Source organism: Sphingopyxis sp. SCN 67-31, from assembly GCF_001725095.1.
In genome coordinates, this window is record NZ_MEFH01000066.1 from 1 (window position 1) to 20384 (window position 20384).

Genomic DNA, 20384 nt, shown 5'->3' on the forward strand with positions numbered 1-20384 from the left:
CATCGCAACCCGATACGACAAGCTCGCCAGAAACTACGCTGGCTTCCTCAATCTCGTCGCAGCCATCAAATGTGCCGCGTGAATGTAAACGTCGCCTAGACTCTGATGACTTTGGATTGTCCCCCTTCGTCATTGCGACCCCGGACCTGATCCGGGGGAAGCAATCCAGAGCGGTTACCGCACACTCTGGATTGCCGCGCGGCTTCGCCGCTCGCAATGACGATCCCATTCGATGGCATCAGTCTAAAGCAGCAGGTCGAGCAGGTCGTCGAGCGAGGCGGTGGCGAAGCCGATGGCGCTGTCCGAAATCCCGTAGGGGATGAACAGTTCGTCGCCGACGCGCATCGCGCCGCAGGTGTAGACGACATTCGGGACATAGCCCTCGCGGTCGCTTTCCGCCGCGGTCAGGATCGGACAGGCGGTGCGGCCGATCACCCGCGACGGATCGTCGCGGTCGAGCAGCGCGGCGCCCAGGCTGTATTTGCGCATCGCGCCGACGCCGTGGGTCAGCAGAAGCCACCCCTCGTCGCACTCGATCGGACTGCCGCAATTGCCCATCTGGACGAATTCCCACGGGAATTCGGGGCTGAGCAGCAGTTCGCCCTCGTCGTCCCAGTGCGTCAGGCTGTCGGACGACAGCAGGGTGACATTCTTGCCGTCCTGCCGCCCGACCATCAGGTAGCGGCCGCCGATCTTGCGCGGGAAGAGCGCCATGCCCTTGTTGCGCGCGGCGCGGCCGGTGAAGGGTTCGAGGCAGAAGCTCGCGAAATCGGTCGTGCGCAGCATTTCCGACCGGATCGCCCGACCCGAATAGGCGGTGTAGGTGCCGATATATTCGCGTCGGCCGTCGTCGTGGGTGAAGGAAACGAGGCGCAGATCCTCCAGCCCGTTGCGCTGCGCCTCGGTCACGGGAAACAGCACGCTGTTCGATATGGCGCTGTCGGGCTGGCGGTGCACGGTCACCGCCCCGTCCGCCTCCATCCGGTGGCGGTCGTCGACCACCGCGGCCATCGCCGGCCCCGATTGCGGCCACAGCCGGAAATCGCCGCCCGGCCCGATCATGCCCTCGCGAAAGGCGATCGAGCTGATATGCCCCTCGCCCACCGCGCGCAGCGACATCAGGAAGCGCTGCTGGCCGCCGCTCAGCCCGCTCTGGTCGGGATGGGGCACGACGCTGGGGTTCATCAGCGCCGCGGCGGCATAGCTGTATTCGTGGCAGAAATAGGCGCCGATCAGCCGCTGCTTGACCGGCGACACCGACGCCCGGGCCAGCCGCACGTCCTCCGCGATCTCGGCAAAACGCTGGTCGAAGATGCGCCCGATCTGCCAGTGGCGTTCCGAAAAATCCTGCCAGACGATATCCAGCTCGGCCTCCGCCTGATCGTCGTCGAGCGTCAATATGTCGCTGACGAGCTGCGCGGCGCGCGAGGGTTCGGACACGCTTGCCTGCCAGGCGAGGTGAAAGGGCCGAAGCACGACCCGCGAAGGGTCCGCGTTCAGCTTTTCATCGAGGATATGTAACGGCGATTGATCAGGTCTGCATATCAGCATGCGTGAAGCCGGCGTCCTTCCTGGCACCCCCCGGCCAGACTAGGGCGTCCATCGCATGATAGGCAAGGTGAAAAGCCAGCGTCGATTCGGCCCCGGCATTCGTGTTGACGCCGCGCGGGGTCAGTCCGTCGCAGCAGCGGCCGGTCTCGATGCTCGCCAGCGCTTCGCCGCGGTCGTTGGCGCCGAAGAACCAGCGCCACGCGGCGTCGGCATGGCGGCGCCAGCGCGTGTCGCGGCTGATCGCCAGCGCCGCGCCGCAGGCTTCGATCGACGCCCAGGCTTCGAGCGGCTGCTGGTCGAAGGGCAGCGCCTGGTAGAGGCGGCCGAAGCCGTCGGAGCCGACCGGGCGGAAATGGCCGGCGGTCGCCGTCTGCCGGTCGCAGAGCCACGCCAGCGTGGCCAGCCCCGCCTGCTGCCACGCCGCGACGCCGAGCGTGCGCCCGGCGCGCAGCAGCGCCTCGCACAGGCGGGCGTTGTCATAGGTCAGCGTCGGCTCGAACCAGTTCCATCCCTCGGTGCCCCAGCGGGACCGCAATTGCTCGAGGAAGGCGGCGCCGCACCCCAGTATCTCCCCCGCCAGCGCATCGGAGGGGAAGCGCGCGAGCAGTTCGTCGGCGCCGAGCATCGCGAAGGCGACCGCGCGCGGGCTTTCGACGCTGGCCGCGCTCTGCGCGGCGCGGTCGAACCATTCGCGCGCCCAGCGCGCAAGGTCGTTCGAGGGCGAATGCGCGGCGCAATGGCCGAGCGCCCAGATCGCGCGGCCGTTGCTGTCCGCCGACCCGCGATCCTCCAGCCAGCGCCGGTCGTATCCCATGAAGTTGCGGAAGGCCCGCAGCTCCGGGTTCCAGCCATGCTGGATGAAGGAGGCGAAGCGGAAGGCCCGCTCCTCATAGGCCTGCACCGTGTCGAAGCGCACGCGGTCGGCGAGCATCAGCGCGCGCGCATTGTCGTCGATGCAATAGCCGTGGTCGCGGTCGGCGACCGGGCCGTGGCCGTGCTGGAGGATGCCGACGTCGTCGCACATCGACCACACGCCCGACAGCGACGGGGCCGTCCGCGGCGTCGAAAGCAGGCGCGGCGGCATGGCGATCACCTGGTCGAGCAGCGCGGCGCTCTGGCGGACGATCTGCGGCCAGGCGGTGCGCCGGCCGCGCTCATAGGCCCGCATCTGGAGCGCGTGCCGCTCTTCGGGCGAGGCGAGCAGCGCGAGGACGGCATCGGCGATCGCGGTGCTGTCGCCCTGCGCGACGAGCACGCCGACGTCGTTCGCCAGCAGTTCGCGCGCGTGGATGAAGGGCGTCGACACCACCGCGCGGCCCAGCGCCACCGCATAGGAAAGCGTCCCCGACGTGACCTGCGCAAGGTTGGGATAGGGGGCGAGATAGATGTCGCACAGCTCGATCTGGTCGAGCAGGTCCTCGGCATCGAGGAAGCGATTGTCCCAGGCGATATGGTCGCCGACGCCCAGCGTCGCGGCAAGATGTTCGAGGCTTTCGCGATAGGCCTCACCCTCGGCGGCGATCAGGTTGGGATGGGTCGCGCCGACGATGCGATAGAGGATGTCGGGGTGCCGTTCGGCGATGGCCGGCAGCGCGCGGATCGCGGTTTCGAGCCCCTTGCCCGGCCCAAGCAGCCCGAAGGTCGAAAGGATCGGGCGATCGCCGATGCCGAGCCGGTCGCGCAGCGGCGACCGCGCGGAGAAGGGGCGCACCGGCGTGCCATGTTCGATCAGCGCGACCTTGCCGGGCGGCGCGCCATAGACGTCGATCAGCGTCTGGCGACCGTGCTCGCTCATCACCATCAGCCGCGAGCCCCTTGCGACGAGCGCGTCCATCACCCGGCGCTGATCGGCATCGGGCGCGGCAAGCACCGTATGCAGCGTGACGACGAGGGGCGCCGCGAGCCGCTCGACCAGTTCGAGCACCATCGCGCCGGCCCGGCCGCCGAAGATGCCGAATTCATGCTGCAGCCAGACGGCGTCGGCGCCGCTGCGGTTGATGGCGGCGGCGGCGGCGGCATAGGATTCGGGATCGTCGGCGTCGATCGCCGCCACGACGTCGGCATCGTCCGGCTGTTCGGGATCGGCGCGCATCGCATAGACGTCGATGCCGATTTCGGGATGCTCGCGCCGCAGATGATCGTGAACGTCGGCGGTATAGGTCGCGATCCCGCAACGCCGCGGCCGGAAACAGCCGATCAGCGCGATGCGGCGGGTGCGGGGATGCGTCCACGAGGCAGGCGTTTCGGCGATGGCGTGATCGTCGTCGAGCAAGCGAGCGAAGAAGCTGTCCTCGGCATCATATTTCATGGCAGGCCTTCCGTCCGTTCCCCCGATTGAAACCGTCTCCCCCCGCAAGCAACAAAGAGCCGCCGTCCTTCCGCATTCGTCGGACGGCGGTCCCGTCATGGCAACGCCCGGCCGGTCGACAGGTTGCGCGCCGCCAGCCGCGGACGCGTCCGGTTTCCTGATCCAGGTTATGAAAGCGGCGGCGCGGGCCGCCGGATCAGCGCCGGGCGCCCGGGGGCGGGCGCACCGCCATCGGCACATAGGCGAGGACGAACAGCAGGAAGGCCGCGCTCCACAACCCGCCCGCGATGCGGATCGCGAGCATGTAATCGATCGGCAGCAACGGCGCCGCCACGCGCAGCAGCGCCCCCAGATGAACGAGAATATAGATGCCGACGGTGAGCCGGTCGGCCTCCAGCGGCCGGCCGGTGTGGCCGCGCGTCGCGCGCGTCATCACCGCCAGCGTCATCGCCGCCATCGCGCCGGCGCCGAGCGCGTGGATCGCGCTGGATACCGGGATGAACGGGTGGATGATCGCGCAGCCGAGCAGCACCAGCCCGAGCGGCAGCCAAGCGTAGGACAGGTGAAGGACGAAGACCAGCGCGTCGTCCCGCGCCTTCAGGCCGGCCCAGCGGGAGAGCCGGGCGGCCTGAAGGGCTCCTGCGACCAGCAGAAGGGCTGCGGAAACGATGCTGTCGGGTCGGGTGCTCCACAGCGCGAGCGCAAGCGCCGTTGCCCCGATCACCGCCGTGTCGAAGCGGTTGGCCATTGTCGGCAGCCGATCGGTCCGGCCCTGCCGCATCAGCCAGTTGCGGGTGAAGGCCGGGGTGATCCGGCCGCCGATGATCGAGATCAGCAGCAGGATCAGCGCGAAGCCGGTCCGCATCCCCAGCGCCGGATCGGCGAGCATCCCCATCGCCCCGGCATGATCGAGCGCGGAAGCGGCGGCGAACAGGAGCAGGATGAGCAGGATCGGCTTGTTGCGGTTGCCCGACGCGACGATTTCCCGCGTCGCATAGGCGAGCAGAACGGCCAGGAAGCCGACGTCGAGCGCGACGCCGACCAGTGGCGGCACCGTCGCGGAAAAGAGGATCGCGAGCCGCGCCGCGAGCCACAGGCCGACGACCGCGGCGACGCGCCATCCGGTCACCGTCGGCCGCCCGGTCCAGTTGGGGATGGCGGCGCTGAGGAAACCGGCGATGATCGCGCTCAGATAGCCGAACAGCATTTCATGCTGATGCCAGGCGAGCGGTTCCATCGCGGTGGGCAAGACCCAGCGGCCGCCCAGCGCGCCGACCCACAGGGTGACGACGATGACCGCCCACAGCGCGCCCGCCCCGAAGAACAGGCGGTAGGCGCCACGCAGCCAGAGCGGCGAGCCTGCGCCGCTCCGCGCCCCGCCAGTGGCCGCCGCGATCGTCATGCCCGCGCGCCCCGGCGCGCCAGGCCGAGGATCACGACCTGCCACGCGACGGCGATCGCGCCGACGATGAACACCACGTCGCCGAAGGTGCGGATCCAGCGCAGCGTTTCGAGGAAGCCCTGCTGCAGGAATTCATCGCTGCGCGCGTACCACATGCCGGTGGTCACGCTCGCCTCGAACTGGAACAGGCCGACCGGCAGCAGGCTGGTGAAGATCATCAGCACCAGCCCTGCGTTGAGCCCCCAGAAACCGACGCGCATCAGCCGCTCGTTGAACGCGATCTCCGGCCGGATGTAGCGCAGCACCAGCAGCGTGAAGCCGAGGGCGAGGAAGCCGTAGACCCCGAACAGCGCCGCATGGGCGTGAACCGCGGTGGTGTTGAGCCCCTGGAGATAGAAGAGCGCGACCGGCGTGTTGATCATGAAGCCGAACACCCCGGCGCCGAGCATGTTCCAGAAGGCGACCGCGACGAAGCACATCAGCGGCCAGCGCAGCGCGCGCATCCACGGCGCGCGGTCGCGCAGGCTCCAATGTTCCCACGCCTCGTAACCGAGCACGATCAGCGGCACGACCTCGAGCGCGCTGAACGCCGCGCCGACCGCCATGACGGGAGTCGTCGTTCCCGAGAAATAGAGGTGGTGGAAGGTGCCCGGCACGCCGCCGACCATGAACAGCGAGGCGGAGGCGAGGCTGGCGGCGGTCGCGATCCGTTTCGACACCAGTCCCATCGACGCGAAGATGAAAGCGATGGCGGCGGTGGCGAACACTTCGAAAATGCCCTCCACCCACAGGTGAACGACCCACCAGCGCCAATATTCCATGATCGTGATGTGGGTGCGCTCGCCATAGAAGAGGCCGGTCCCATAGAAGAGGCCGATCGCGATCGTCGAAACGGTGAGCAGCGCGAGCAGGCTCTTGTCGCCTTCGTGGCGGCGCAGCGCCGGCAGCATGCAGCGCAGCATCAGCACCAGCCAGAAGAGCAGGCCCGCGAACAGCGCGAGTTGCCAGACGCGGCCGAGGTCGAGGAATTCATAGCCCTGATGCCCGAGCCAGAAACCGAGCCCGTCGGGCATCGTCTGGGCGATCGACAGGTAATTGCCGACGAACGACCCGACGACGACGAGGATCAGCGCCCAGAACAGCAGGTCGACCCCCAGCTTCTGATATTTGGGATCGCTGCCGTGGATGACCGGCGCGAGGAACAGCCCGGCGGCGAGGAAGGCCGTCGCGATCCACAGCACCGCGCTTTGCACGTGCCAGGTCCGGGTCAGCGCATAGGGGAACCACTGCGACACATCCACGCCGTAGAAGCTCTGCCCCTCGATCGTGTAGTGCGCGGTGAAGCCGCCGATGAACACCTGGAAGATGAACAGCGCCAGCACCACGAATAGATATTTGCCGAGCGCGCGCTGCGACGGGGTAAGCGCCGCGAGCGTCAGCGGGTCTTTGTCCGCGGCGACGAGCGGCGTGTCGTCGTGGCGGCGCAGGAAGGCCCAGCCCCAGATCAGCGCGCCCACGCCCGCGATCAGGATCACGACGCAGGCGAGCGACCAGAGGATATTCTCCGGCGTCGGCTGGTTGCCGATCAGCGGTTCGGGCGGCCAGTTGTTGGTATAGGTGGCGACCGTCCCCGGCCGCTCGGTCGATGCGGCCCAGGCGGTCCAGAAGAAGAAGTCGGTCAGCGCCGCACGCTTCGCCGCGTCGGGCAGCGTCGCTTCCTTCATCGCGTAATTGTCGCGCATCTCGCGCAGCGCCGGGTCGTTTCCGTACAGCCGGTCATAATGGTCGGCGGTCTGGTCGATCGCGCGGGCGCGCAGGTCCGACACGGTGACGACGCCCGTCGCCGGATCGAGCGTGTTGCGGCGATATTCCTCCTTCAGCCAATGGGTCAGCGCCGCCTTCTGCGCGATGTCGAGCGCGTCGAACGCCTTGCCATAGCTTTCCTGCGCCGCGAGGCTCAGCCACGCGGTCAGTTCGCGGTGCAACCAGTCGGCCGACCAGTCGGGCGCCTGATAGGCGCCATGCCCCCAGATCGAGCCGAGCTGCATTCCGCCGGTGCTCTGCCACGCGGCCTGCCCCGCCATGATGTCGTCGCGGGTCATCAGCACCTCGCCCGAGGCGGTCGTCACCCGTTCGGGAATCGGCGGTGCCTTGCGATAGACCTCTACCCCGGAAATCCCCAGGATCGCGAACGTCACCGTCAGGACCGCGATCAACGTCCACCAAAGCTTGCGATATTCGCCCACGAGAGCCCCCGTCTATATGAAAAGCATGTGCGTCAGGCGGCCCCGTCGGGCGCCTGACGTTTGTCGGATTCGTCGAACAGGATCGTCAGCAGCAGCGAGCTGTCCGCCACCGCCTCGACCGCGTGCCGCGCGCCGGGTTCGAGGAACAGCCAGTCGCCGGTACGCAGTTCGGCCGGCGAGCCGCCCTCGAAGCGCACATGCCCCGCGATGCAGTAAAGCGTCATCGACCCGGCGACCTGATGCGGGGCGATCGACTCGCCGGCCCGCACGACCAGATGGACCGCCTCGAACGACGCATTCCTGGCGAGCGCCGCGGTCCGTGTCGCCGGATCGTCGAGCGTGCCCAGGCGCGCCACTTCGCCCGATCGGCAATGATGGAGCGCCATGTCAGGCCTCCCCCGCGGACGGCGAATCGCCGCGCCGCGCAAGGCAGAGGCCGCGTCCGACGCCCCGCAGCGCCGCGACGCACCAGCGCCGCACCGCTCCTGCCCCGCGCGCGCCTTCGCGTGCGCCGCGCCGGGCATCGAGCGGCCCGGGGCCGGTTACTTCACCACATTCGGGACAGAGCATCGCCCATCCTCCATCCGCGCGACCCGGACCGCCGGACGCGCATTCGACTATGAGAGACGATAGCAGAGTTCGGGGCAATGGGTTTGCGCTGGATCAAACTGTCCGGCGGTTTGCGGGATCGAGCCGGAACGGGCGCCGGAGCGCGGCGTCGTCTGGACGGGACGCCTTAATCCTCGTCGCCCTCGGCCAAGCGGCGGATCGCTTCGAGGTCGTGGATGGTCAGGCGCTGGCCGCGGCTTTCCAGAAGCCCCGCCTTTTCCCAGGCCGCGACGGTCCGGCTGGCGGTATGCAGCGTGGTCCCCGCGAATTCGGCAAGGTCCTTGCGGCGCAGCGGTATCTCGATCGTCGTGCCGCGCGACCCGTCGCGCCCCGACTGGGCGGCGAGCCGCAGGACGGCCTGGGCGATGCGCTGTTCTGCGCGCCAGGTGGTCAGTTCGCGGACGCGTTCCTGAAGCTGCGCCATGCGTTCGCCGAGCGCCCGGATCAGGTTGATCGCGATCGCCGGATAGCGGGTCATCAGATCGAGGAGTTGCGGTTCGGACCATGTCAGCACCGTCGATGGCTCGACGGCGACGGCATCGGCGGGGAAGCGGTGATCGGTGAACAGCGGCACCGTGCCGAACATCTCGCCGGGCGCGATGAAGCGGACGATCGCCTGTCCGCCGTCGGCGCCGCCCTGCACGATGCGGACGCTGCCCGACGCCAGCGCATAGGCGCGCGACACCGGGTCGCCCTGCCGGAAGATGACCGCGTCCTTCTCCACCCGCGCCGTGCGCATCGCGGCGCGGACCGGCTCGAGCGCCTCGGCCGGCAGCGAGGCGAACAGCTCGAGCGCGCCGATCCGGTCGAGCGACACTGCGGGCTCCATGTCCATCCCCTGCCTTACTCTCTCACGCATCACGTCACCGCAGCGGCCGGCCCGATGCGCCCGCGATTTGCGCTGGCACAAAGCCGACGCCGCCGACACCGCTTATATGCAATCCATTCGCAACAGCAATCATATGCTCTGCGCCGACGCATGGCGCCGGCCGATCGTTCGACACCGGAAAGGATCCGCCAATGCTCCGCCGCCTTCCGCTTCTCGCCGCCGCCGCGTCGCTCGCGATACCGGGGTCCGCGTCGGCGCAATCGACGCGACTCGATCTCGACCGATTGACCTATGCCGTCGTTCACGGCGCCGCGCAGCAGGCGGTGCTCGCGACCGACGCCGACGGCCGGCCGCTCAGCTTCCTGCTGCGGATCGACAAGGGGAAGATGCTGCCGCCGCACGGCGCGACCGGACCGGTGCGCCTGCTGACGGTGCTGTCGGGCACGCTGTCCTGGGGCGACGGAGCCAGTCTCGACAAGGCAACCGAGCGCCGCTTCGGCCCGGGCAGCGTGATCGTCATCCCCGCGGAGGGCGGCGAGCATTGGGCCGCGGCCCGCGACGGCGACGTGCTGCTTCAGGTCGTGCTGGTGCGGGACGGGGCGCTGTCGCCCGCGGCGGCGGCGCAGGTGGCGCGATGACCGGCATCGACGATCTCGCGCTCGCCCGCGCGCTCCATGTCCTGGGCGTCGTCGTCTGGATCGGCGGCGTGTCGATGGCGACCACCGTCGCGCTGCCCGCGGTGCGGCGCGGCACGTTCGGCGAAGACCGCGTCGCGGCGTTCCACGCCTTCGAGGGCCGCTTCGTATGGCAGGCGCGCGCGGCGGTGCTGCTGGTCGGGCTCACCGGCTTCTACATGATCGAACGCCTCGACCTGTGGGACCGCTTCGCCGAAGCCCGCTTCTGGTGGATGCACGCGATGGTGATCGTCTGGTCGCTGTTCGCGCTGCTGCTGTTCGTCGGCGAGCCGTTCGTGCTGCACCGCTATTTCCCGGCATGGGCACGGCGCGACCCGCAGCGCGCCTTCACCGCGCTGCACCGCGTGCACGTGGTGCTGCTGGTGCTCGCGATGGCGACGATCCTGGGGGCCGTGGCGGGAAGCCACGGATGGCTTCCCTTCTGATCCGGCGTCAGGCGGCGACGGCGGCCTGCGGGGCGGCCCGGCGGACGCCTTCGTCGACATGGTCCGCGAACTGCGCGAAATTGTCGATGAACTGCTGCACCAGCAACTGCGCCGTGCGGTCATAGGCGGCCTTGTCGACCCAGGCTTCGCGCGGGTCGAGGATCGCGCTGTCGACGCCCGCCACCGCGACCGGATATTCGAAACCGAAGTTCGGGTCCCGGCGGAATTCGGCGTCGTTCAGGCTGCCGTCGAGCGCGGCGTTGAGCAGCGCGCGCGTCGCCTTGATCGGCATGCGCTTGATGCCGTCCATCGTCGCCATGCCGCCGGTCCAGCCGGTGTTGACGAGCCAGCATCTGACGCCGCCCTTCGCGATGCGGTCCTTGAGTAGATTGCCGTAGACGCTCGGGTGGCGCGGCATGAAGGGGGCGCCGAAGCAGGTCGAGAAGGTTGCCTCGGGCTCGGTCACGCCGATCTCCGTGCCGGCGACCTTGGCGGTGTAACCCGACAGGAAATGATACATCGCCTGGTCGGGGGTCAGCCGCGCGATCGGCGGCAGCACGCCGAAGGCATCGGCGGTGAGGAAGATCACCGTCTTCGGCACCGGCCCCATGTTCGCGTCCGACGCGTTCGGGATGAAGTCGATCGGATAGGCGCCGCGGGTGTTTTCCGCGAGGCTGTTGTCGTCAAGGTCGAGCGCGCGCGTTTCGGGGTCGATCACGACATTTTCGAGCACGGTGCCGAAGCGCCGCGTCGTCGCATAGATTTCGGGTTCGGCCTCTTCGGACAGGCGGATCATCTTGGCATAGCAGCCGCCCTCGAAATTGAAGACCGCGGTGTCGGACCAGCCATGCTCGTCATCGCCGATCAGCGTGCGCGACGCATCGGCCGACAGCGTCGTCTTGCCGGTACCCGACAGGCCGAAGAAGACCGCGGTGTCGCCGTCGGGGCCGATGTTCGCCGAACAATGCATCGGCATCACGCCCTGCGCGGGGAGCAGATAGTTGAGGATGCCGAACACCGACTTCTTCATCTCGCCGGCGTAGGCGGTGCCGCCGATCAGCACGAGCTTCTCCGCGAAATTGACCGCGACCACCGTCTCGCTCCGCGTCCCGTGCTTCGCCGGGTCGGCGCGGAAGCTGGGCAGGTCGATGACGGTATAGTCGGTCTGGAACGCCGCCAGCTCGTCGGCGGTCGGGCGGCAAAGCAGGGTGCGGATGAACTGGCTGTGCCACGCATATTCGGTGAGCACCTGCACGCCGACGCGATATTCGGGCTGCGAGCCGCCGAACAGCTGCTGGCGATAGAGGCGGCCGGACGCGGCGAGATGCGCGAGGAAATCGGCCTTCAGCGCCGCGAAATGATCGGGCGTCATCGCGACGTTGGTCTTGCCCCACCAGATGGTGTCGCGGGTTTCGTCGTCCTGGACGATGAACTTGTCCTTGGCGCTGCGCCCGGTGTGCTTGCCGGTGGCGACGACGAGCGGGCCGTCCTTGGCCAGCAGGCCTTCGCCATGGCGGACGGCATCCTCGACGAGCCGGGCCGTGCCCCAATTGTCGGCGACGTCCGCTTTCGTTTCGACGGTCGCATCGCCGATCGCAATCCTGGTCATCTATCTTCGCCTTTCCCTGGCGCTGCGGCCCGCCTGGTTCGCGATGCGCGGCCTGCCGAGCAGAAGGGCTGGCCCGCATGCGTCATGGGTGCCGACGTGACGCCGATTCCGTAGATATCCAGTCGCGTTAGCGAGGATGACGGGGCAGGTCAAAAGATTAAAGGGTGAATCGCGGCCGGGCCGTGCGCGGTTGTCGATGGCCGCCGGATCGGCTAGTTCGCCTGCGGGGCGCCCAGCCATTGGAAAGAGCATGACGGCAACCATCGCGCTGGTCGACGACGACCGCAACATCCTGCAATCCCTGTCGATCGCGCTCCAGGCCGAAGGCTTTGCGACGCGCGTCTATTCGGACGGCGAGGCGGCGCTGAAGCCGCTGATCGACAATCCCCCCGACCTCGCCGTCTTCGACGTCAAGATGCCGCGCATGGACGGGCTCGAACTGCTGCGCCGGCTGCGCGAGAAAAGCCAGCTTCCGGTCATCTTCCTGACCAGCAAGGACGACGAGATCGACGAGGCGCTGGGTCTGGCGATGGGCGCCGACGATTATATCGCCAAGCCCTTTTCGCAGCGGCTGGTGATCGCGCGCATCCGCGCGATCCTGCGCCGCGTCGAACTCAACCGGAGCAGCGCCGGCGCCGACGACGAGCCGGTCGCCGAACCCATTTCGCGCGGGCGGCTGACGATGGACCCGGCGCGTCACAAGGTGAGCTGGGACGGGCGCGACGTGACGCTGACCGTCACCGAATTCCTGATCCTGGAAACGCTCGCCAGCCGCCCCGGGATCGTCCGCAGCCGCAACCAGCTGATGGACGCGGCCTATCAGGACGATGTCTATATCGACGACCGCACGATCGACAGTCACATCAAGCGCCTGCGCCGCAAGTTCCGCGAGGTCGATTCCGAATTCGACGCGATCGAAACCCTCTATGGCGCGGGTTACCGCTTCTCCGACGATGCTTAGGGCGATGCGCAGGTCGGAGGAGGCATCCGCAGCCGAGCAGGAAGAGGCGCCGCTCGTCTGGTCGGCGCGCTGGTCGCTGACGACGCGCATCCTGGCGGTCAACATCCTGGCGGTCGCGCTGCTTGCCGGCGGCTTCTTCTATCTCGACACCTATCGCACCCGGCTGGTCGACACGCGCATCGCGGTGATGGAGGACCAGCTCGCGATGCTCGACAGCGCGCTCGAGGCGGCGCGCCCCGACCAGCGCCAGCGGCTGATCGGCGAATTCACCCGTGCGACCGAATCGCGGCTGCGCTTCTACGATGCCGCGGGGCGCAAGGTCGACGACAGCTTCGCGCACGCCCCGCCGACCTATACGCTGCGCGACCCCGAACTGCAGCCGTGGAAACGCGACGCCGCGCGCGCGATGGACCGCGGCATCGACTGGATCGTCGGCGCGCCGACCCATCCCGATTTCGAGGAGCCGCTGGACGATCGCGCCGCTGCGTGGCCCGAGGTGGTGGAAGCGCTGCGCAGCGGAGTGGAAGCGACGCGGTTCCGCTATGCGCCCGAACGCACGCCGCTGCTCAGCGCGACGCGCGTCGTCGACCTCGAAACGCCCGAGGTGATGCTGATGACGCTCAACGCGCGCGACATCACGCGCACCGTGCGCGCCGAACGCTTCCGCCTCGCGGTGGTGATGGCGATGGTGCTGGTCGCATCGGTGCTGCTGTCGCTGTTCCTGGCGCGCACGATCGTCCGCCCGCTGCGCAGGCTGGCGCGCGCGGCGGTGCGCGTCCGCCTCGGCCGCGCGCGCGAGGTCGTCGTCCCCCGCCTGCCGAGCCGCCGCGACGAGATCGGCACCCTTGCCCGCGCGCTGAGCGACATGACGCAGGCGCTGCGCGAACGCATCGACGCGGGCGAGCATTTCGCCGCCGACGTAACGCACGAGCTCAAGAATCCGATCGCCTCGGTCCGCTCGGCGATCGAGGGGCTGGGCCGCGTCCGGACCGACGAACAGCGCGCGCAGCTGCTCGCCATCGCCGACGAGGATGTGCGCCGACTCGACCGGCTCGTCACCGACATCAGCGACGCGAGCCGCATCGACGCGCAGCTTTCGCGCACCCATTTCGAGCCGATCGACATCGGGCTGATGATCGAATCGATGCTCGCGGGCCGCGCCGCGCGCGCCGAGCAGGGGGCGGACGGACAGAAGGCGAACGGGCCGCGCATCGCCTTCGCGCGCCCACGCCGCGGCACGACGATGGTGATGGGCGACGGACACCGGATCGAACGCGCGATCGACAATGTCATCGACAATGCGATCAGCTTCTCGCCGCCGGACGGTCTCGTCTGCATCGCCGCGACGCGGCTGGGCGACGAGGTGCATGTGCGCGTCGACGACGACGGTCCCGGCATCGATCCGGCGCAGCGCGAGGCGATCTTCCGCCGCTTTCACAGCGAGCGCCCCGATGGCGAGGCCTTCGGCCGCCACAGCGGGCTGGGTCTCGCCATCGCGCGCACGATCATCGAGGGTCACAGCGGCACCATCGCCGCGCGAGACCGCGAGGACGGCCGGCGCGGCGCGAGCCTGCTGATCACCCTGCCGGCCGGCGACGGAAACGAAACGGTCGCCTGAGTCCGGCGGCATTCACCAATCTTCCCTCCCGCAAGCGGGAGGGGCAGCGAGGCCTGCGAACTTGTTCGTTATAATCTGTGGGGATTCGGGTTTCGGCACGGTTTTTCCCTTCCGTCACGCTGAACTTGTCTGGCAATGATCCCTTTTCGACAAGTCACTGTTCCCCGGCGAAAGCCGGGGTCCATGCGAGGCAGCGCTGTGCCATCTGGACCCCGGCTTTCGCCGGGGAACGGCGCCTGACTTGCCTGAAGGACATATGTGCCAACTTGTTTCAGAGCCTGCCCCGGACCCGATCCGGTGGTCCATGGTCTGCCCTCGCCTGAAAGGCGGCGCAAAGGGCAACGTCCGGTCATGGATGCTGAAACGAGTTCAGCATGACGAACGGATGAGGCGGTGCGCCGAACGCCGAATCCCCAAGGACCATAAAGCCTGATGCCATGCGTTGGAATCGTCATTGCGGGGAGCGAAGCGACGCGGCAATCCAGAGTTGGCGCAAACCCGCTACCCGCCGGTTTGCCGCCCTTGCTACCCTACCCCGCCGCAGCTAAGCCTAGGCGATGCTTTCGAGCCGGACCGTGCCAGAGATCGTCAACATCCATGCGAGCTGCGTCGCCGCCGGGCGCCGCGGCATCCTGCTGCTCGGCCCGTCCGGGCTGGGCAAGTCCGACCTCGCGCTACGGCTGATCGACCGGGGCGCGCGGCTGGTCGCCGACGATCGCTGCGACGTCTGGCGCCAGGACGGCGCGCTGTGGTGCCGGCCGCCCGAGGCGCTGGAGGGCAAGCTGGAGGTGCGCGGGATCGGCATCGTCGAACAGCCCTTCGCCGCGCCGGTGCCGCTCGCGCTCGCGGTACGGCTGGCCGACCGCTACGACCGCATGCCCAACCCGGGCGAGGTCGAGACGGTCGCGGGCCATCCGCTGCCCGCCCTGCGGCTTTCGGCCTTCGAGGCGTCGGCACCGATCAAGGTCATGCTCGCGCTCGACCGCCTGGCGACCCCGGCATGACCGCCCCGGCCGAACCGCGCCTGCTGCTCGTCACCGGCCTCGCGGGCGCCGGCAAGTCGACCGCGCTCAAGGTGCTCGAGGACCTCGGTTGGGAGGTGGTCGACAATCTGCCGCTGTCGCTGCTCGAACCGCTGATCGATGCGCCGGTCAAGCGCAGCGAGGCGCACCGGCCGCTCGCGGTCGGCATCGACAGCCGCAGCCGCGGCTTCCGCCCCTCGCTGCTCGTCCGTCATATCAAGGACCTGCGCGCCGCGGGCGGGCGCGACATCCAGACGCTGTTCCTCGACTGCGCGGGCGCCGAACTTGAACGCCGCTTTTCCGAGACGCGCCGCCGCCATCCGCTCGCCGAGGATCGCCCCGCCGCCGACGGCATCGCGCGCGAGCGCGAGATGATGGAATCGCTGCGTCGCTGGGCCGAGCATGTCGTCGACACGACCAATTATTCGAGCAACGACCTGCAGGAAGAGATCCGCCACCGGTTCGGTGACGACGGCGACAACGAACCGGCGCTCAACATATTGAGCTTCGGCTTCGCGCGCGGCCTGCCGCGCAACGCCGATCTCGTCTTCGATATGCGCTATCTGCGCAATCCGCACTGGGACCCGGCGCTGCGCCCCGGCACCGGGCTCGACCCCGCGGTCGCCGCCTATGTCGCCGCCGACCCCGCCTATGAGGCGACGGTGTCGCAGATCGAGACGCTGCTGCTGACGCTGCTGCCGCGCTACCGCGCCGAGGGGAAGAGCTATGTCACCATCGCCTTCGGCTGCACCGGCGGGCGCCACCGGTCGGTCCATGTCGCCGAACGCGTCGCCGGGACGCTGCAGGCCGCGGGCCACCTTCCGACCGTCACCCACCGCAACCTTGACTCCGCCCCGCAAGATGGGCTTGAGGGCAAGCCCCCGCCCGCATCTCCCGCATCCGGCGGACAAGCATAAGGGTCGTCGATTTCATGCCCACCGATAAAGCGCTGCCGCTGCTTGGTATGGTCCTCGTCACGCATGGCCGGCTCGCCGAGGAAATGGTGACGGCGATGGAGCATGTCGTCGGCCCGCAGCGCGCGATCGCGACCGTGTGCATCGGCCCCAACGACAATATGGAAATGCGGCGCAAGGAAATCGCCGAGGCGATCCGCAAGGTCGACGAGGGACGCGGCGTCATCATGCTGACCGACCTGTTCGGGGGCACGCCGTCGAACCTCGCGATCAGCCTGCTCGAACAGGGGCGGACCGAGGTGATCGCGGGGGTCAACCTGCCGATGCTGATCCGGCTCGAAAGCGCGCGCAAGGCGATGGACCTGCGCGCCGCGGTGATCGCGGCGAAGGAAGCCGGCCAGAAATATATCTCCGTCGCGTCGGAAATGCTGGGAGTGGGGCCATGAGCGAAGCGTCGGAGACCGTCGAGATCACCAACCAGCGCGGGCTCCACGCGCGCGCCAGCGCCAAGTTCGTCACCTTCGTCAGCCGCCTGCCCGAAACCGTGACGGTCGAGGTCGAAAAAGGCGGATCGCGCGTCAACGGCACATCGATCATGGGGCTGATGATGCTCGGCGCGGCGAAAGGCGACAGCATCACCATCCACACTAGCGGCGATGGCGCCGACACCGCGCTGCTCAAGCTGGTCGGCCTCGTCAAGGACAGCTTCGGCGAGGATTGACGGGCGCCATTCCGCATTCCCGTTCGTGTCGAGCGAATATAAAAGTTTGCGTGCCCTGAGGCATGATTATCTTAGCTTGCAAAGCCGAGTGCTCCCGCGCAGGCGGGAGTCCAGAAGCGGGGAGAGTCAAGGTCGGTGCCACATCACTCTGGGTCCCCGCCTACGCGGGGACACGACATGGTTTATCCAAACATTATCACGCTCTAAGGGACGTCCATCGTTGACCACTCGCCGTTCCCGCATCGAAAGTCTCTCCAACCCGCTGGTCAAGCGGATGCGGCTGCTGCGCGAGAAACGGCACCGCCGCGCCGAAGGCCTCTTCCTCGCCGAAGGGCTGCGGATCGCGACCGAGGCGCGCGAGGCGGGGGTGCTGCCGCAGTGGCTGTTCCTCGCCGACGAAGGCGCCGCCGGGCATCCGCTGGCGAAGGCGCTGGTCGAGGCGACGCTGGCGGCGGGCGGCGAGGTGATCGACACGACGCCCGCGATCCTTTCCAAACTCTCCGGCAAGGACAATCCGCAGACCGTCGTCGGCATCTATGCCGAGCCGCAGACCGCACTGGCCGACATCGACCGCGACGCCGCGCCGATCTGGCTGGTCGCCGAGCGGCTGCGCGACCCCGGCAACCTCGGCACGATGCTGCGCACCGGCGATGCGGTCGGGGCGGGCGGGCTGATCCTGCTCGACGACAGCACCGATCCCTGGTCGGTGGAAGCGGTGCGCGCGAGCATGGGGGCGATCTTCACCCAGCGGCTGGTGCAGGCGCGCTGGGACGAATTCCTGCCCTGGCTGCGCGCCGGCCGCGGCGAGCTGGTCGCGACCTGGCTGGGCGACGACAGCAAGGATTATCAGGCGGTGCGCTATGCCGCGCCGACCTTCCTGCTGATCGGCAACGAATCGCAGGGGCTACCGCCCGCCTATGCCGCCGCCGCCGACGTGCGCGTGAAGATGCCGATGCTGGGCAAGGCCGACAGCCTGAACGCCGCGGTCGCCGCGGCGGTGATGGCCTATGAGGTGCTGAACCAGCGGCGAAGATGAACGGCGCTTGGCCGGATCGTTCAGAAAAGCGCCAGTCCCATGCAACTAGACGCCCGCCTTTCCGTTCGAGTCGAGCGGAACCGGGGCGCGTGCCGAACAGGACGCGGACTATCCCGGCTCCACCCGACACGAACGCGTTCCTGGAGACGACCATGACGAAAACGCTGCCCCTGCTCGCCCTTTCCCTCGCCCTCTCCGCCTGCGCGTCCACCGGGACGCCGCAGGCGCCCGGCGATGCGCCGCCGCCCGCCGGCGCCTATATGGCGGTCGGCACCGAGCCCGGCTGGACGCTGGAGATCACCCCCGAAAGGCTGAACTATGCCGGCGATTACGGCGATACGAATATCGTCGTGCCGAACCCCGGCGCGCGCGCGTCGTCGGGCGGCGAACGCTATGTCACGCCACGCCTGACGGTCGACGTCGCCCACGCCGCGTGCAGCGACGGGATGAGCGACCGGCGCTATCGCGACACGGTGACGGTGACCGCCGACGGCAAGACGGTGAAGGGCTGCGGCGGCGCGATCCTGCCGCCGGGCGAACTGGCCGGCACCCACTGGACCTTCGTGTCGATCGGCGGCGTCGCGATCGCCGGCGACCGGCCGGCCGAGCTGCAATTCGACGGTGACCGGATGAGCGGCAGCGCCGGCTGCAACCGCTTCGGCGGCAGCTATTCGGTCAAGGACGGAATGCTGACCGCGGGGCGACTCGCGGCAACGCTGATGGCCTGCCCCGGCCCCGCGATGGAACAGGAACGCGGCTTCTTCGCCCTGATGGAGGCGCCGGTGCGCGTCGATTTCCCGGCGGACGGCACGATGGTGCTGACCGGCAGGGACGGCAAGACGGCCGTGCTCAAGCGGGCGATATAGAACCGCGGGCGTAAAATCCGAACCATCGCCCCGTTGGCGAGCGGGGATCGGGGATCGGGGGAGCGATGCCGGTCGGGCATGCGCCTCCAAGCCGACATGCCGCCTACGCAGCAATGGCGACTCATTCGCCCGCGTCGTTCACCGCGTTCGGCGCTGCCGCCAGCTTGGCGAGCGGGCGCGCGGCCTGTTCGGCGACCGGCAGCGTCGGGATTTCCTTGCCGCCGGTCTCGATATCGAGCGCCTCGAAACGCTTCGCCTGCGTCAGCACCTGCGATTCGAAGCTGCCGACGAAGGCGTTGTAGGCGCCCGTCGCCTGGTCGAGATTCTTGCCGACCCGCGCGATATGCCCGCCCATCGTCGCCATGCGCGCGTACAGTTCCTTGCCGAGCGCCGCGATCTCGCGCGCCTGTCCCGCGAGCTTTTCCTGCCGCCACACCGCGGCGACGGTGCGCGCGATCGCGATCAGGTTGGTCGGGGTCGCGAGCAGCACCTTGCGCTCGAACGCATAGTCCCACAGCCCCGTATCCTGGTCGAGCGCGGCGGCGAGGAAATGCTCGCCGGGGACGAACATCACGACATAGTCGGGCGTGTCGTCGAACTGGTTCCAATAGGCCTTGGCGCCGAGCGCGTTGACATGCGCCTTCATCGCCGCGGCGTGCGCCGCCAGATGCGCCGTCTTTTCCCCCTCATCGACCGCGCCGAACGCGTCCTGATAGGCGTTGAGCGACACCTTGGCGTCGATGACCAGATTCTGCCCGCCCGGCACCCGCACCACCACGTCGGGGCGCAGCCGCCCGCCCTCGCCGTCGGCGACGCTGACCTCGGTCTGGAAATCGGCATGTTCGGAAAGACCGCAGCTTTCGAGGACATTGCGAAGCTGCTGCTCGCCCCAGCGGCCGCGCGCCTTGGGCGCGTTGCGCAGCGCGTTGACCAGCTTCGCCGCCTCGCTCGACACGCGCTCGTTCTGCGCGCGCATCGATTCGATCTGCCCCTGCAGGATGCCGAAGGCGCTCTGCCGGTCGGCCTCGACCTTCGTCACCGCCCGCTCATATTTTTCGAGCCGCTCGTGGACGGGCGACAGCAGCGCCTTCAGATTCTGCCCCGCGCTTTCCTCGCTCTGCCGGAAGCGCGCCTCGGCGCGTTCGAGGAACGCCTTCTGCGCCTCGCCGAGCATCGCCTGCCCAACCTCGCGGAACTGCGCGGTAAGTGCCGCCTGCGCCTCGCGAAGCTGGGCGATCTGCGCGTCATGCGCGGCATCGCGCGCCTTCTGCTCGGCGAGCAGCGCCGACAATTGCAGGTCGGCGGCCTTGCGCGCGTCGGCCTCTGCGGCAAGGTCGGTCACGGCGATCTTGAACCGCTCGGCCAACCCGTCACGCTCGGCCCGCAGCGCCCCCGCCTGCCGCCCGGCAAACAACCAGCCGATCAGAGCGCCTAGGACGAGCGCGACAAGAGCGGCGATCAGCGAGAGCATATCCATGCACGGAACATAGAATGAACGCTGCGCCTTTGGCCAGAGGTTTCGGCGGCAGCCGGCTCCGATCAACGCATCGGCCCGAACGGCAGCACCGCCCG

At 68.6% G+C, this 20384-nt stretch carries 19 protein-coding genes; 10 read left to right on the forward strand and 9 right to left on the reverse strand.

What is annotated here, in order from left to right:
* Positions 1–243: 243 nt before the first annotated feature.
* The 7 genes from ABS88_RS13605 to ABS88_RS13635 form a co-directional block, all read right to left on the reverse strand.
* Positions 244–1440: a glycoside hydrolase family 130 protein gene (locus tag ABS88_RS13605; protein ID WP_404950382.1), complete on the reverse strand. Its 1197-nt coding sequence runs from the start codon at positions 1438–1440 to the stop codon at positions 244–246.
* 91 nt (positions 1441–1531) lie between these two features.
* Complete coding sequence (locus ABS88_RS13610) at positions 1532–3859, reverse strand: glycosyltransferase family 4 protein (RefSeq protein ID WP_067186197.1); 2328 nt, start codon at positions 3857–3859, stop codon at positions 1532–1534.
* A gap of 196 nt (positions 3860–4055) precedes the next feature.
* Positions 4056–5261, reverse strand: coding sequence for an NnrS family protein (locus ABS88_RS13615; RefSeq protein ID WP_082737361.1), 1206 nt, complete (start codon positions 5259–5261; stop codon positions 4056–4058).
* Positions 5258–7507 carry a nitric-oxide reductase large subunit gene (locus ABS88_RS13620; protein ID WP_067186199.1) on the reverse strand — a complete coding sequence of 750 codons (2250 nt, stop codon included), beginning with the start codon at positions 7505–7507 and terminating at the stop codon, positions 5258–5260. The genes ABS88_RS13615 and ABS88_RS13620 overlap by 4 nt, the downstream gene beginning before the upstream one ends.
* A 32-nt stretch (positions 7508–7539) precedes the next feature.
* Complete coding sequence (locus tag ABS88_RS13625; protein WP_067186200.1) at positions 7540–7893, reverse strand: cupin domain-containing protein; 354 nt, start codon at positions 7891–7893, stop codon at positions 7540–7542.
* Position 7894: 1 nt separating this feature from the next.
* Positions 7895–8077 (reverse strand): hypothetical protein, encoded by a 183-nt coding sequence (locus ABS88_RS13630; protein ID WP_067186202.1) that lies wholly within the window; start codon positions 8075–8077, stop codon positions 7895–7897.
* Between the two features lie 166 nt (positions 8078–8243).
* Complete coding sequence (locus ABS88_RS13635) at positions 8244–8945, reverse strand: Crp/Fnr family transcriptional regulator (RefSeq protein ID WP_237233572.1); 702 nt, start codon at positions 8943–8945, stop codon at positions 8244–8246.
* 191 nt (positions 8946–9136) lie between these two features.
* Here ABS88_RS13635 and ABS88_RS13640 point away from each other — a divergent pair, with 191 nt between their 5' ends.
* The gene (locus ABS88_RS13640) at positions 9137–9583 is read left to right on the forward strand and encodes a cupin domain-containing protein (protein WP_067186204.1); all 447 of its coding nucleotides are present in this window, start codon (positions 9137–9139) and stop codon (positions 9581–9583) included.
* Positions 9580–10065 carry a hypothetical protein gene (locus ABS88_RS13645; protein ID WP_311880154.1) on the forward strand — a complete coding sequence of 162 codons (486 nt, stop codon included), beginning with the start codon at positions 9580–9582 and terminating at the stop codon, positions 10063–10065. The genes ABS88_RS13640 and ABS88_RS13645 overlap by 4 nt, the downstream gene beginning before the upstream one ends.
* Before the next feature lie 7 nt (positions 10066–10072).
* Here ABS88_RS13645 and ABS88_RS13650 read toward each other — a convergent pair whose 3' ends face one another.
* A complete protein-coding gene (locus ABS88_RS13650; RefSeq protein WP_067186205.1) occupies positions 10073–11674 on the reverse strand; it encodes a phosphoenolpyruvate carboxykinase in 1602 nt (533 codons plus the stop codon).
* A 250-nt stretch (positions 11675–11924) separates the two neighbouring features.
* Here ABS88_RS13650 and ABS88_RS13655 point away from each other — a divergent pair, with 250 nt between their 5' ends.
* From ABS88_RS13655 to ABS88_RS13690, 8 genes are all read left to right on the forward strand, one after another.
* Positions 11925–12635, forward strand: a complete 711-nt coding sequence (locus ABS88_RS13655) for a response regulator transcription factor (protein WP_067112304.1) — start codon at positions 11925–11927, stop codon at positions 12633–12635.
* Positions 12636–12639: 4 nt separating this feature from the next.
* Positions 12640–14253, forward strand: coding sequence for a sensor histidine kinase (locus ABS88_RS13660; protein WP_286750000.1), 1614 nt, complete (start codon positions 12640–12642; stop codon positions 14251–14253).
* 557 nt (positions 14254–14810) lie between these two features.
* Positions 14811–15257: an HPr kinase/phosphorylase gene (locus ABS88_RS13665; protein ID WP_067186207.1), complete on the forward strand. Its 447-nt coding sequence runs from the start codon at positions 14811–14813 to the stop codon at positions 15255–15257.
* Entirely contained in the window at positions 15254–16192 is a 939-nt protein-coding gene (gene rapZ, locus ABS88_RS13670) for an RNase adapter RapZ (protein ID WP_067186209.1), read from the forward strand. The genes ABS88_RS13665 and rapZ overlap by 4 nt, the downstream gene beginning before the upstream one ends.
* A 38-nt stretch (positions 16193–16230) precedes the next feature.
* Positions 16231–16635, forward strand: coding sequence for a PTS sugar transporter subunit IIA (locus ABS88_RS13675; RefSeq protein ID WP_067187185.1), 405 nt, complete (start codon positions 16231–16233; stop codon positions 16633–16635).
* The gene (locus ABS88_RS13680; protein ID WP_067108681.1) at positions 16632–16910 is read left to right on the forward strand and encodes an HPr family phosphocarrier protein; all 279 of its coding nucleotides are present in this window, start codon (positions 16632–16634) and stop codon (positions 16908–16910) included. Before ABS88_RS13675 ends, ABS88_RS13680 begins: the two co-directional genes overlap by 4 nt.
* 220 nt (positions 16911–17130) lie before the next feature.
* Complete coding sequence (locus tag ABS88_RS13685; RefSeq protein WP_404950384.1) at positions 17131–17946, forward strand: TrmH family RNA methyltransferase; 816 nt, start codon at positions 17131–17133, stop codon at positions 17944–17946.
* Positions 17947–18098: 152 nt separating this feature from the next.
* Positions 18099–18812, forward strand: a complete 714-nt coding sequence (locus tag ABS88_RS13690) for an META domain-containing protein (protein WP_067186212.1) — start codon at positions 18099–18101, stop codon at positions 18810–18812.
* A 121-nt stretch (positions 18813–18933) separates the two neighbouring features.
* Here the strand turns inward: ABS88_RS13690 and ABS88_RS13695 are convergent, their stop codons facing one another.
* Positions 18934–20289, reverse strand: coding sequence for a DNA recombination protein RmuC (locus tag ABS88_RS13695; RefSeq protein ID WP_067186214.1), 1356 nt, complete (start codon positions 20287–20289; stop codon positions 18934–18936).
* Between the last annotated feature and the right edge of the window lie 95 nt (positions 20290–20384).